This window comes from Mycobacterium sp. P4_H6 (assembly GCF_056400845.1).
This window is the reverse complement of record NZ_JBFUKN010000060.1, coordinates 1-12954: the sequence shown is the minus strand read 5'-3', so window position 1 is coordinate 12954 and position 12954 is coordinate 1. Positions and strand designations below refer to the sequence as shown.

13 protein-coding genes and 1 pseudogene are annotated in these 12954 nt (G+C 68.5%); 6 read left to right on the top strand and 8 right to left on the bottom strand.

Translation table 11 applies throughout. From position 1 onward, the window contains the following. The first annotated feature begins 1 nt into the window (after position 1). Together AC1DTF_RS22100 and AC1DTF_RS22095 are read left to right on the top strand one after the other, a co-directional pair. Positions 2-721, top strand: a complete 720-nt coding sequence (locus AC1DTF_RS22100) for a ribonuclease HII (RefSeq protein ID WP_082614040.1) — start codon at positions 2-4, stop codon at positions 719-721. Beyond that, complete coding sequence (locus tag AC1DTF_RS22095; protein WP_019511324.1) at positions 718-1023, top strand: DUF2469 domain-containing protein; 306 nt, start codon at positions 718-720, stop codon at positions 1021-1023. The genes AC1DTF_RS22100 and AC1DTF_RS22095 overlap by 4 nt, the downstream gene beginning before the upstream one ends. On the opposite strand, the gene AC1DTF_RS22090 is transcribed toward AC1DTF_RS22095, so the two are convergent. After that, complete coding sequence (locus tag AC1DTF_RS22090) at positions 1020-1718, bottom strand: dienelactone hydrolase family protein (RefSeq protein WP_477475627.1); 699 nt, start codon at positions 1716-1718, stop codon at positions 1020-1022. The genes AC1DTF_RS22095 and AC1DTF_RS22090 overlap by 4 nt on opposite strands. A 48-nt stretch (positions 1719-1766) precedes the next feature. Here AC1DTF_RS22090 and AC1DTF_RS22085 point away from each other — a divergent pair, with 48 nt between their 5' ends. Genes AC1DTF_RS22085 through AC1DTF_RS22075 form a run of 3 tightly spaced genes read left to right on the top strand, consistent with a single transcriptional unit; the run spans position 1767 to position 4447 of the window. Next, positions 1767-2444: a hypothetical protein gene (locus AC1DTF_RS22085; RefSeq protein WP_477475626.1), complete on the top strand. Its 678-nt coding sequence runs from the start codon at positions 1767-1769 to the stop codon at positions 2442-2444. Between the two features lie 12 nt (positions 2445-2456). Next, positions 2457-3653: a CoA transferase gene (locus tag AC1DTF_RS22080; protein WP_477475625.1), complete on the top strand. Its 1197-nt coding sequence runs from the start codon at positions 2457-2459 to the stop codon at positions 3651-3653. After that, the gene (locus AC1DTF_RS22075; protein WP_477475624.1) at positions 3650-4447 is read left to right on the top strand and encodes an acyl-CoA thioesterase; all 798 of its coding nucleotides are present in this window, start codon (positions 3650-3652) and stop codon (positions 4445-4447) included. The genes AC1DTF_RS22080 and AC1DTF_RS22075 overlap by 4 nt, the downstream gene beginning before the upstream one ends. A 95-nt stretch (positions 4448-4542) precedes the next feature. Here AC1DTF_RS22075 and AC1DTF_RS22070 read toward each other — a convergent pair. From AC1DTF_RS22070 to AC1DTF_RS22050, 5 genes and pseudogenes are all read right to left on the bottom strand, one after another. After that, positions 4543-6660, bottom strand: a pseudogene (locus AC1DTF_RS22070) (AMP-binding protein); the annotation flags it as partial. A 188-nt stretch (positions 6661-6848) separates the two neighbouring features. After that, the gene (locus tag AC1DTF_RS22065; protein ID WP_477475623.1) at positions 6849-7907 is read right to left on the bottom strand and encodes an ABC transporter ATP-binding protein; all 1059 of its coding nucleotides are present in this window, start codon (positions 7905-7907) and stop codon (positions 6849-6851) included. Then, complete coding sequence (locus AC1DTF_RS22060) at positions 7904-9466, bottom strand: ABC transporter permease (protein ID WP_477475622.1); 1563 nt, start codon at positions 9464-9466, stop codon at positions 7904-7906. The genes AC1DTF_RS22065 and AC1DTF_RS22060 overlap by 4 nt, the downstream gene beginning before the upstream one ends. Beyond that, positions 9467-10483, bottom strand: coding sequence for an iron ABC transporter substrate-binding protein (locus AC1DTF_RS22055; RefSeq protein ID WP_477475621.1), 1017 nt, complete (start codon positions 10481-10483; stop codon positions 9467-9469). Positions 10484-10540: 57 nt separating this feature from the next. Further along, a complete protein-coding gene (locus AC1DTF_RS22050; protein ID WP_477475620.1) occupies positions 10541-11416 on the bottom strand; it encodes a hypothetical protein in 876 nt (291 codons plus the stop codon). An 84-nt stretch (positions 11417-11500) separates the two neighbouring features. On the opposite strand from AC1DTF_RS22050, the gene AC1DTF_RS22045 reads away from it, so the two are divergent. Further along, on the top strand, positions 11501-11857 hold the full coding sequence (locus AC1DTF_RS22045; protein ID WP_477475619.1) for a hemophore-related protein: 357 nt from the start codon (positions 11501-11503) through the stop codon (positions 11855-11857). A 6-nt stretch (positions 11858-11863) separates the two neighbouring features. Here the strand turns inward: AC1DTF_RS22045 and AC1DTF_RS22040 are convergent, their stop codons facing one another. Further along, positions 11864-12682, bottom strand: a complete 819-nt coding sequence (locus AC1DTF_RS22040; protein ID WP_477475618.1) for a DUF1206 domain-containing protein — start codon at positions 12680-12682, stop codon at positions 11864-11866. Positions 12683-12746: 64 nt separating this feature from the next. After that, on the bottom strand, positions 12747-12954 hold a 208-nt coding region (locus AC1DTF_RS22035; RefSeq protein ID WP_477475617.1), incomplete at its 5' end, for a Fe-Mn family superoxide dismutase.

Here is a 12954-nt window from a genome sequence, read left to right as displayed (position 1 = left end):
GTTGCCGGCGAGTTGGCCCCCCAGAACAGTGATCCGCAGGTCCGGCCTGCGGACCCTGGAGTCCGCGCTGTACCGCAACGGCCTCGGCCCGGTGGCCGGTGTCGATGAGGTCGGCCGCGGCGCCTGCGCCGGGCCGCTGGTGGTGGCATCTTGCGTACTGGGCCCCAACCGCCTGACCAGCCTTGCCGCGCTGGACGATTCGAAGAAGCTCAACGAAGCCGAGCGGGAACGGCTGTTCCCGCTGATCCGCCGGTACGCGCTGGCCTACCACGTGGTGTTCATCCCGTCGGTCGAGGTGGACCGCCGCGGTGTGCATCACGCGAACATCGAAGGGATGCGCCGGGCGGTGGCGGGACTGCCGCTGCGGCCCGGGTACGTGCTCTCCGACGGCTTCCGGGTACCGGGGCTGCCGATGCCGTCGCTACCGGTGATCGGCGGCGACGCGGCGGCGGCCTGTATCGCGGCGGCCAGCGTGCTGGCCAAGGTGAGCAGGGACCGGCTGATGGTCGCAATGGAGACCGAACACCCCGGATACGGCTTCGCCGAGCACAAGGGCTACAGCACGCCGGTGCACATGGCCGCGCTGGAGGAGCGGGGCCCGTGCAGCGAGCACCGCTATTCCTTTGCGAATGTGCGACGGGTTGCGGGATCGGTGCAACGTGGCGCAGCGGTGTGGGGAATGATGGAGACCAACCTAGACGAAGGACAGCAGAGCAGATGAGTGCCGAGGATCTCGAAAAGTACGAAACCGAGATGGAGCTCTCGCTGTACCGCGAGTACAAGGACATCGTCGGACAGTTCAGCTACGTGGTGGAGACCGAACGCCGGTTCTATCTGGCCAACAGCGTCGAGATGGTGCCCCGCAACGCGGACGGTGAGGTCTACTTCGAGCTGCGTCTCGCCGACGCCTGGGTGTGGGACATGTACCGCCCGGCCCGCTTCGTCAAACAGGTCCGGGTCATCACCTTCAAGGACGTCAACATCGAAGAGGTCGAGAAGCCCGAACTGCGGCTGCCCGACTAGTCTGCCGACAGGTGCGTCTCGAAGAAGTCGAACACCCTGCTCCAGGCATCCTCGGCGACGGCCTCGTTGTAGCCGAAACCGGTCACCCGCAACAATGCCTGTGCGGGAAGCTGATTGGCGAAACTGTGCCCGGCGTTCGGGTAGACCTTGACGTCGGCGGCGATGCCCTGGGCCGCCACGGCCTTGTTCAGCTTCGCCGGGGCTCCGCGGCCGATCGGGTCGCGGGCTCCGAAGCTCGCCACGATCGGGCAGGCGCCGCTGAGTGTCTCCTCCAGGTTCTTCGGCAGCGGTGTCCCGTAGAACGGCGCCGAGGCGCTGAAACCCTTGGGGGACAAGATGAGCGCGAACTGACCGCCCATGCAGAAACCGGCGATACCGACGACGCCGGTGCTGTCGGGCCGGTCCCGCAGATAGTCGCGGGCGGCCAGCAGGTCCTCGATGGCGGGGCCCTGCTTCGTCAGCGCGGCGCGCATCACCTTGGTGATACAGCGGGCCCGGCCGCCGCGGGCGTACAGGTTCGGGGTGATGCTCAGATAGCCGGCGGCAGCGATACGCGCGGACACCGCCTCCTTGTCGGGCTGATAGCCGATGGCGTCATGCACCACGACCACGCCGGGCCAGGGGCCCTGGCCCTCGGGTACGTCGACCAGCGCATCGATGGGGCCGGCGGGGGTGTCGAGCTCGATCGAGGACATGCCACCGAATCTAATGGCACAAGCCGAGAGGCCGTAACCTGACTTGTCGTGTCTGAATCCGTCGACCTGGCACCCGAGGTCATCACCGCGCTGTGGGCCCTGCGTGACGCGGGTGAAATCCCGCTGCGCTGCAACAAGGGGCCGATTCGGGCCGCCGTCGCCGCCGCGGTGCGGGCGCTCAACGACGACAACCTGGGCCCCAAGGTCCGGCCCTGGGATCTCTCGGCGTTGCGGCGCCGGGCCGCTGAGCTGGGCGAGATCACCGGCGCCGTCGTTGTGTACCTGAGCAAGGAGGTGGTGGTCGCCGAGCTGCTGCCGGGCCGCGAGCGTGTGGTGCTGCGCGGTGTCGGTGACGCCTGGCGGCTGGTGCGCTTCCTGGCCGCCGCTGAGGTCAGCGAGGAGGTCCGGCTGAGCCCGGAGACCACCCGGGAGATCGCCCTCGCGGAGTTCTCACCCGACGCGGTGCTCACCGCACTCGGCGTCGCCAAACCCGACGATGTGGACCTCGACATCGAGTCCCAGGATCTGGGGCAGGGCCACACCGAGACCCGATACCGCTATCTGTTCACCGACAACGGACGGTCGGTGCTGGCCGAAGAGGTCAAGAGCGAGATCTTCGACGGCGCGACGGCGAGTTCGCGGTATCTGCGCGGTGTGCTGATCGACGGTGGTCGCGGCACATTGGTGACCGCGAGCCGAGACGGCGCCGTGCTGACCGAGGGTTGATAGCTTGACCGGGTGACTGGTGCGGCGCAGGGGCCCCTGGCGGGGGTACGGATCATCGAGATTTCCAGCTTCGTGGCGGTCCCGCTGGCGGGGATGACCCTGGCGCAACTGGGCGCGGAGGTGATCCGCGTCGACCCGGTGGGCGGCGCCGCCGATTACAGGCGCTGGCCGGTGACCGATGACGGGGACAGCATCTATTGGGCCGGGCTCAACAAGGGCAAGCAGTCGGTGGCCGTCGACATGCGGGCACCCGAGGGTCAGCAGCTCATCCGCGAGCTGATCGCCGACGCCGGTGTGCTGATCACCAACGTGGCCGGACGCGCCTGGCATTCCTACGACGAACTGGTGGCCCTGCGACCGGATCTGATCCACGTCGAGATCTCCGGGCGCGGTGATGGTTCCACCGGCGTGGACTACACCGTGAACGCCGCCGTCGGCTTCCCACTGGTGACCGGCCCCGCCAACCTGGCCACGCCGGTGAACCACGTGCTGCCCGCCTGGGATGTGGCGTGCGGGTTGTATGCGGCGCTGGCGGTGGTCACCGCGGTGCGCCACCGCGAGGTCAGCGGTGCCGGCCAGCAGGTCGCCATCCCGCTGGAGAACGTCGCGCTGGCCACCGCGGGCAACCTCAGCTTCCTCACCGAGGTGATGGTCGGCGGCACCGAGCGCCGGCGGATCGGCAACTCGCTCTACGGCCAGTACGGCCAGAACTTCACCAGCAGCGACGGCGTGGTGTTCATGCTGGTCGCGCTGACCGGACGGCACTTCCGCGATCTGACCGAACTCACCGGTACCACCAAAGCCGTTGCCGCACTGGGTGAGGCGCTCGGCGCGGACTTCACCGACGAAGGGGAGCGGTACCGGCACCGCGATGCGCTCACCGGGCTGTTCACCCTGTGGTTCGCCGAACGCAGCGCCCAGGACGTCGCCGCCGCGCTGTCGCAGACCTCGGTGCTGTGGGAGCGCTACCGCAGCTTCGCCGAGGTCGCCGCCGATGAACGGGTGACCGCCAACCCGCTGTTCACCACCCTGGATCAGCCGCGGATCGGGGAGTACCTGGCCCCGGGCCTGCCGATCTGCATCGATGGCAGCTACCCGCCCGCCACCGCGTCACCGGCGCTGGGCGATCACACCGCGCAGGTCCTGGGCCGCCTGGGTCTCAGTGCCGCGGAAATAGACAAGCTCACCGGTGCGGGGACCATCGCGTGAGTGTGTTGCTGCGCCTGCTGACGCTGGCGTCGGACGGTGCGGACCGGTGGCGCGGACCCGGGGCCGGCCCGCAGGGCAAGCGGTCCTTCGGGGGTCTGTTCGCCGCGCAGAGTCTGGCCGCGGCGTGCGCCACGGTCGACGCCGGGAAACGGCCCACCAACCTGCACCAGCAGTTCCTGCGCGGCGGCGAGGCCGGTGACGACTCGGACTACCAGGTCGAACGCGTCTATGACGGCCGGACCGCGGCGTCGCGTCGGGTGCAGACCCGCCAGCACGACCGGCTCCTCAACATCGCAACGGTGTCGTTCTCCGCGCCGCTGCCCGGCCCCGAACACGGGACCCGGCAGTCGATGCCGCCGCACCCGGACACCCTGGACCGAACCGGGCCGCCCGGCCCGGCACCGTCACTTCCGCTGGACGAACTCGACATCCGCGTGCAGGACGGGCACGACGGCGGGGAGTTCGTGCGGCGGCTGTGGTGGCGCACCACCGTCGGGCTGCCCGACGACCCGCTGATCCACACCCTGGTCGCGGTGTACGTCACCGACCTCTACGGCGTCGACCCGATACTGCAGGTGCACGGATTCTCGATGGCCGACCGCACGCACCGCAGCGGGACCACCGATTCGTCGATCTGGTTTCATCAGCCGCTGCGGGCCGATCAATGGAATCTGCTGGAATCGCGGTCTCCGGCGGCCGCCCGCGGGCGCGGCGTGATGTCGGCGTCGCTCGTGCGCGCCGACGGCGTGATCGCCGCAACCCTGGTCCAGGAAGGCATCATCGCCGACCGCTGATGGAACCGGCTGCGCAGCCGCGCCATTGCCTGGGCCAGCACCACACCGAACACCAGTGCCGCCAGCACACCCAGCAGACGGTGTTCGCCGAACAGCGGATAGATCTGGAAATGGGTCAGGTAGACGTACAGCGAGGCGTCGGCCAGTGCGGCCACCACGCCGGTCAGCAGCACCGGGCAGCGGATCGACGGCAACCAGATCATCACCGCGATCCCGGCGAACACCAGCGCTTCCCGGACATGGTCACCGAAGTAGCCGTACAGGCCGACCGCCAGCAGCGCGGTGATGGCGGCGCGCTGCCAGGCCGTCGATGACTTCGCCACGGCCCAGCCGACCGCGAAGAACCAGAACGCCAGCATGCTGAACCAGGCATCCTCGCCCATGTCCGGTCCCGGGGCGTCATAGCGCAGGGCCACTCCAGCGGCCAGGAACACCAACGCGAACGCGAACGGTCGGCGGCGCTCCAGCCGGTCCACCGCGGGTACCCACAGCAGCAGGGTCAGCAGCACCAGGATCCAGACCAGCACTTCGATGAACCACAGCCGGCCCGCGGTCATGCTATCGAACGGACCGAGAATCTTGTTGGCCAGTAACAGATTCGACCACTGGTAGTCATCGCTGAAGGTCATGGTGATCGCCACCCAGGCGATCGCGGGCAGCGCGACCCAGGTGATCGTGCTGCGCAGGTGCCGGATCCGGTCGGGGCGTGGTACGGAGGTCAGACAGAACCGGCCGAAGTTGTAGCCGGCGACGCCGAGCAGGATGTGCGCCCCACCCCACATCTCGAACAGTTCGGCATGGGATCCGACGATGAGCACGATCGCCACCGCCCGCAGCGCCACGCTGGTCTCCAGCGTCGAGGTCCAGCGGCGCTTGCGGGTGCTGAGTTGCTCCAGTTCGCGCAGTGGCATCCGATGCCACTCGGGTGGGAGTTCGTGCAGCACCCGTTCGATGCGCACCGACATCGTCACGTAGCTCAGCGAATTGCCGCCCAGGTCCACGAAGCTGGCACCGGGGTCGATGTCTGCGGGATTCAGGTGCAGCACGTCGGCGAAGACCCCGCGCAGCGCGGTCGATGCCGCCGTTTCGGATCGCAGTGCAAGTACCGCAGGATAGTCGGGTTTGCCCGACGGCAGCATCGGTAGCTCGTGGACGCTGACCGCCCGTACCGCACCGGCGGGCAGCCCGGTGATCTCGGTGGCGGCGCTGCGCACCGCCTGCGCGCCGTGGGTTGCGGCGATGACGAGGACGTCGTCATCGGTGGTGCACAGCGCGCAGATACCGCGCTCGCGCAGAGCGGATTCCACCCGTTGCAGGTCGATGCGCAGGCCGAACAGCTTGGCGAACCGGTTGGCGCGGCCCACCACTTCGAAGAGCCCGTCCGCGCCGCGTCGGGCCAGATCCCCGGTGCGCAGTTCATCGGTGCCGGCGGGCGCGGAGAGATCGGCGGCGTTGCGCGCATAGCCCATCATCACATTGGGCCCCTGATAGACGAGTTCGCCGATCTCATCGTCCGGCGCGTCGATCCACAGTCGCCCGCCGGGGATGGCCCGGCCGATCGCCTCGGCCCGTGTCCCGGCGAGTTCGGGCGGCAGATAAGCCATTCGGGCGGTGGCCTCGGTCGCGCCGTACATGACGAACAACTGCCAGCCGCGACGCTGCCCGAGCGCGGCGAATTGGCGCACCCGCTCGGCTTCCAGTCGCCCGCCGGCCTGGGTGATGTAGCGCAGGTGCGGCAGACGCAGGGTGTCGAAGCCGATCCGGTCCAGCAGGTCGAAGGTGTAGGGCACACCCGCGAACGAGGTGCCCTGGTGGCGGATGAACAGCTCCCAGAACGTGTCATCGATGACCGAGAGATCGGTGAGGATCAACGCCGCGCCGCGCAGCAGGTGGCTGTGGATGACCGACAGCCCGTAACAGTAGGACATCGGTAGTGTCGTTGCCGCGCAGTCGGTATCGCGGATCTCGAGGTATTCGGCGATGGATTCGGCGTTGACCAGCAGATTGGCCGCCGACAAGCGGACCAGTTTGGGTGAGCCGGTGCTGCCCGAGGTGGACAGCAGCAGCGCCAGGTCGGGGTGCAGGTCGTGATGCTGGGCGCCGCGGTGGTGCACGCCGCCGGCGTCGATGACGACATCGGGGCGGTAGGTGTCCAGCAGGTCGGCGTGATCACTGCCGGGTGGCACCGGCAGCACCACGTGCCCGCCGGCCATGGCGCCGAGATAGCGTGTCAGGGTGGCGATGTCATTGTGCGTCTCCAGCAGGATCAGCTTGCGGCCGCCGGCGAATTCTGCTGTGGCGCAGTCAACCCGGTCGGCGAGTTGTCGGTAACTGAGCGTCTGGTCGCGGGTGTGCACCGCGGGCCGGTCGCCGTGCGCCCGCAGGTGCGCAACGAGGTGTCTCATGGCAATACCAGACCGCCACCGAGTATCTCGATGCGAACCTTCGCGGATTCCCCGGGTGGTGAGATGCTGTGCTGGCGCACGGTGATCGGTGGGGTGTCACCGCCGGCGTCGATGGTGAGCAGCACATCGTGGCCGAGGAACTCGGTGGCCACCACGGTGCCGATCCCGGGCTCCAGTTCCGTTCCGGCATCGGTGATCTCGACGGCGACCAGCTGTTCGGGCCGCAACATCAAGGTGGCCGGACCGTCGGGCGCCGGTACGGCCAGCGGAATCCGGCCCAGCACGCATTCGGCGGATCCGGCACGCACCGTGCAGGAAAGGAACACGCAATCGCCCAGGAACTCGGCGGTGAACCGGTCAGCCGGCGTGCGGTAGACCTGTTGGGGCGTACCGACAGCGGTGAACCGGCCGTCGCGCATGACGGCRACCTGATCGGCGATCGACAACGCCTCGCCCTGATCGTGGGTCACCAGCAGGGTGGTGACACCTGCGTCGTTGAGGACCTTGGTGACCGCCTTGCGGGTCGCGGCGCGCAGCCCGGTATCGAGTGCGGAGAACGGTTCGTCGAGCAGCATCAGGGCCGGTTGCCGTGCCATGGCGCGGGCCAGAGCGACACGCTGCTGCTGGCCACCGGACAGTTCATGGGGCCGTCGTGCGGCGAACGAGGGCAGCAGGGACACGGTTTCGAGAAGTTCGGCGACGCGGGCCTGGGCCGCGGCGCTGCCGGCGCGCCCGGGTAGTCCGTAGGCGATGTTGGCGCCGACGCTCAGGTGCGGGAACAGGGCGCCGTCCTGCGCGACATAGCCGACGGACCGCCGGTGCGGTGCCAGGCTGCTCGCGGCGGAGGCCACGCGGCGCCCGTCGATGTCGATGGTGCCGGCGTCGGGTGCCTCGAACCCGGCGACCAGTCTGAGTAGCGTGGTCTTACCGCAGCCCGATGCGCCCACCACGGCGGTGATGCTGCCCGGGGTCAGCGTCAGGTCGACGCCGTCGAGCACCGGGTGATCGGTGAACGTCTTGGTCAGGCCGTGGACGGTCAGGGTGTGTTCGCTCATGACGTCCCCCGCGTCGCCTGCCGGAACAGCGCCACCGTCACCGGGATCGACAACGACACCAGCACCAGTGCGTACGGTGCCGCGGCCGCATAGTCCAGCTCGCTCGACAGCGACCAGAACCGCATCGCCAGCGTCCTGGTGCCGGTCGGGGCGAGCAGCAGGGTGGCGGTCAGTTCGGTGGCGACGGCGACGAACACCAGCGCCGCGCCCGCGCCGGCCGCAGGCGCGGTGAGCCGCAACGTGATTCGCACGAAGCTGCGTGCCGGTGACAGCCCCAGCGAACGTGATGCCTCCTCGAGTCCGGGCGGCACCTGGGCCAGTCCCGAGCGCAGGCTCACCAGCGCGCGCGGCAGGAACATCAGCACATAGGCGCACAGCACCAGCGCCGCGGTCTGATACAGCGGGGGAGCGAACCGGATGGCGACGGTGACCAGCGCGAGCGCGGTGACGATGCCGGGCATGGAACTGGTGACGAAGTTGGCGCCCTCCACCGTGCGCGCGAACGCGCCGCTGTAGCGGACGGCGAGCCACGCGAACGGGAACGCCGCCACGGTGGTGATGGCGGCGGCCACCGCGGCGAGCAGCGCGGTCTGGCCCAGCGCCTCACCGAGATCGGCGAGCTCCCAGACCTGGGCGCCACCGATCCACAGCCAGCGCAGCAGTGTCCAGACCGGCACGCCCAGTGCCAGTGCGGTGAGCGCGGCCAGGCCTGCTGTGGCCGGAATGTTCCAGATACGCAGCCGGATCGGGGTCGCCGCACGTGGCGCGCCGGATCCGATCCTGGCGAATCGGGCGTTGCCGCGCAGCAGTGCCTCGCCCAGCAGCAGCACCAGGCACAGCAGGACCAGCACCCCGGCCAGGGTGGCGCCGGCGGCGCCGTCGAACGTGGCCTGGAACTGTTCGAAGATGGCGGTGGTGAACGTCGAGAAACGCAGCATCGCGAACGCACCGTACTCGGCGAGCAGGTGCACCCCGATCAGCAGTCCGCCGCCGAGCACGGCCAGCCGGAGCTGCGGCAGCACCACCCGGAAGAAGATGCCGATGGTGCCGGAGCCCAGCGCTCGTGCCGACTCCTCGATGGAAGGATCGAGCCGGCGCAGCGTGGCCGCGGCGGGAAGGAACACGAACGGGAAGTACGACAGGGTGGCGACCAGCACGCCGGCGCCGAACCCGTGCAGCGTCGGCCACACACTGACCCAGGCGTAGCTGTTGATGAAGGCGGGCACCGCCAGCGGGGCGACCAGGAGTGGACGCCACACCACGGCTCCGAGGACGTCGGTGCGCTCGACGAGCCATGCGGCCCCGATGCCGAGGACCAGGCACAGCGGGACTGTCACCACCACCAGACCGACGGTGTTGAACAGCAACTCGGCCACCCGGGGCCGCACCACCAGTTCATAGATCCGGGTGGGGCCGGTACTGATCACCGCCCAGGCGACATAGCCCAGCGGCACGAAGGTGACCGCGACCAGCAGGCCGATGCCCCCGGTCAGCAGCGTCCCCGGCCGGGCGGGTGGTCGCGGTCCGGCGGTCGGGCGGTCGGTCTGGGTGGAGACCACCTAGAGCAGGCCGGCCTTGGTCATCAGGTCGGTGACCTTGGCGGCGTCCAGCGTGGACGGGTCGACCTTCGGTGCCTGCAGGGTGTCCAGCGCCGGGAGCGCCGGGTTTGCGGGCACGCCGCTGGCCACCGGGTACTCGAACGAGGTGCCCTTCTCCAGGACTTCCTGCCCGGCCTTGCTGGTGACGAACTTCAGGAACTGCTGAGCCTGATCCTTCTTCTTGCTCGACTCCAGCACGCCGCCACCGGAGATGCTGATGAACGCACCCGGATCCTCGTTGCGGAAGTAGTGCAGCTCGGTGTTGGCGCTGATCTCCTTGGTCTTGGCCTGATCGCGGAACCAGTAGTAGTGGTAGATGATTCCGCCGTCGATCTCACCGTCGTTGACCGCGCGCAGGGTGGCGATGTTGTCCTGCAGCAGGGTGGCGTTGGTCTTCATCCCGGCCAGCCACGCGGAGGTGGCCTGTTCGCCGGTCAGCTGCAGCATCGCCGAGACGATGGCCTGGAAGTCGGCCTTGGGAGGCGGGGCGCCCCAGCGGCCCTTCCACTCCGGCTGCTGCAGATCCATGATCGATCGCGGCAGCTCGCCCAGCTGCAGTTTCTGCGTGTTGTAGGCGAAGACGGTGGTGCGGGCCGCGACACCGGTCCACTTGTTGGTCGACGGGCGGTACTCGGCGGGTACCTGCTCGACGGTCGCGGCGTCGACATCGGCGAACAGCCCGGCGTCCTCGACCGCGGCCATGGCCGGTGAGTTCTCGGTGAGGAACACGTCGGCCGGGGAGGAATCACCCTCGGCGATGAGCTGGTTGCCCAGTTCGGTGTCACCGCCCTGCCGGTAGGTGACCTTGATGCCGGTCTCCTTGGTGAACGCGTCGATCCACTCTTTGGTGAGCGATTCGTGCTGTGCGTTGTAGATCAGCAGTTCGTCGCCTCCGTCGTCGRACGAACATGCCGTCGCCGAGGCAACGACAGCGAGRACGGACAATGCCGCGGCAAAGCGGCTCCACCGGAGGCTCATGGGGGAATCCTTTCATCCCCCGATAAGGATAGGGTCGCCTACCCGCGATATTCACAGCTAGCTCGTCGACCCCTCCTGGATCTCGTCGCGCCAGCGGCCGCTCGGGTTGTCACCGGCGGTCCGCGGATCCACCCATTGGATGGACGGGCTGTCACCCAGCCGGATGAAGTAGGCGAACGCGCTGCGGTTCCTGGCCAGCCGCGGCGGGAGTGCCAGCCGGTACACACCGCCGTGGATCAACCGGGCCCCGGCGGCCTCCGCCGCGTCGAAGGTCAAGTAGCGCATGGCGATTGAGCGCTGCTCGGCTTTGCGGACGGATGCGATGGCATGCAGGGACAGTTCGCCGCCGAGCACCGCCCGATACAGACCTTCGTCGAATTCGGTGCCGTGCAGGTAGAACGGCCCGGAGCCGTCTGACCATTCGATGGCCGGTCGGCCGGTGTCGCAGTGCAGCACCCGTGCGTTGCTGTCGGCGTAGCGCGTCGCGGGCATCGGCACCAGCAGCACCTCGCGCTGAACAGGCAAGATCCAGCCCAGGCCCAAACTCTGCGCCTCGCGCATGGCGGGGGAGAACCGCGCCCACCGGCTCACCGAGGTCACGGTGTTCGGCGGTAGCCAGTCCGCATCGGGCAGCGCGGCCACGAACCTGTTGTAGAGGAAGTCCCGCTCATCGGTGAGCAGCACCGTCTCGGGGAGCCCCTCGATATCGTGGTTGCCCGACCAGCCGGCCATCCGTCGCCAGCGTCGGTCCGGGCCCGTCAGCGACGCGATGCGCAGCGCTTGATCCAGTCGCGGCACCACCGAATACCGGGTGTGCCGGGCGACGTCGTAGGCGGTGCAGAATTCGATGGCCGCGGCGACGGCCCTCTTCTCGTCAAAAGTCCCGGTCGGAGCCGGGAAATCAACCTGGCGAGCGAGTGTGGGAAACGACATGGCGTGAGGGTAGCGACGGGTACCGACATATCCAGTTCGCGACAAGGCCGTGCAGGGGGCCACGATTTCCCGCAGGATCGACCCATGAAACCGATTGTCACGCTCGTCCTCGGCGGAGTCGCCGCGTCCTTGATCGCTGCTCCGGCTGCTGCCGCAGCGGAGCCGTGCTCGGCGAGCAATCTCGCCACCGTCGCCAGCGGTGTGCTGAATCAGGCGGGCGGCTACCTGGACACTCATCCCGGTGCCAACGACGTGCTGACGGCGGCCGGCAATCAGACMACAGCCGACGCGGAGAACTCGGTGCGCGGTTACTTCCTGACGCATCCCGGCGAGTTCCTCGACCTGCAGAACATCGCGCGCCCGCTGATCGACCTGCGCCACCAGTGCGGGGTGGCGGTGTCACCCGGGCAGCTGGCCGCGCTCATCGACGCGCTCAGCTGAGTCCGGTCACAACCGGCCGTAGCGGCTGCGCACGAAGCTGTACAACCCGAACGCCGCGATGCCGAGCGCGGCGACGATGAGCAGGAACTTGCCGAACGGTGCCTCACCGAGCGTCTTGACCGCGGCGTCCAGGCCGGAGGCCTTGGCGGGATCGGCCTGCAGCGTCGCGAAGACGACGAGGATGCCGGCACCGGCGAGTACCAGACCCTTGGCGACGTAACCGGCGACCCCGACGGCGGTGATGCCGGTGCCGCCGGACACCTGCAGATCCTTGAAGAATTTCTGCGAGACGCCCTTGTAGACGTGGTATCCGCCGACACCCAGCACCCCGAGGCCGACCACGACCAGGAGTGCCTTACCCCAGCCGGACTGCATCAGTTGTGCCGACAGGCCGGAATTCTGCTGGCCGCTGGACTTACCCGAGCCCATCGCGAAACGCATGGCGGAGAACGCGATCGCGATGTTGGCGATCGCCAGACCGACCGACTTGGCGCGTTTCCAGGCCGGTGAGTCGTCGTTGCCGGAGCGTTCGCTGGGCTTGGATCCGACGACCGCCTCGGCCAGATGCCACAGGCCCAGGGCGAACAACCCGATCGCGGCGATCCACAACATCACCTGCCCGCCGGTCTGGGCGGCCAGGGTGGCCAGGGCCCCTGATTGATCCGCGTTGCCGCCGGTGCCCAGCGCCAGCCGCAGGATGATGTACCCCAGCAACAGGTGCAGGACACCGCTGGCGGCGAAGCCGGCCCGCGCCGCGTACTGGAAGGCGTCGTTGTCGGTCGCCCTGTCCACGGCGCCGTGGACGGTGCTGGAGCTTCTGCTCATGGGGTCTCCTCGGCCGGTGATCGGATGGCCCCGTTTCCCCCTTTTTGACGTCCGCGAAACCAAATCAGCCGAAGATGAGTCCGCCGGTGTTCGCGGTGGCCTTGGCGTAGCGGTCGGAGACGTCGGCCCAGTTGACGACGTTCCAGAAGGCTTTGACGTAGTCGGCCTTGACGTTCTTGTATTGCAGGTAGAAGGCGTGCTCCCACATGTCGACCTGCAGCAGCGGGATGATGCCCAGGGGGACGTTGGCCTGCTGGTCGTAGAGCTGGAAG

What these genes read in the sequence shown, in the direction of transcription:
- AC1DTF_RS22095 (WP_019511324.1), top strand. Translation starts at nt 718, where the DNA reads ATGAGTGCCGAGGATCTCGAAAAGTACGAAACCGAGATGGAGCTCTCG.
- AC1DTF_RS22090 (WP_477475627.1), bottom strand. Translation starts at nt 1,718, where the DNA reads ATGTCCTCGATCGAGCTCGACACCCCCGCCGGCCCCATCGATGCGCTG.
- AC1DTF_RS22050 (WP_477475620.1), bottom strand. Translation starts at nt 11,416, where the DNA reads ATGTCGTTTCCCACACTCGCTCGCCAGGTTGATTTCCCGGCTCCGACC.
- AC1DTF_RS22040 (WP_477475618.1), bottom strand. Translation starts at nt 12,682, where the DNA reads ATGAGCAGAAGCTCCAGCACCGTCCACGGCGCCGTGGACAGGGCGACC.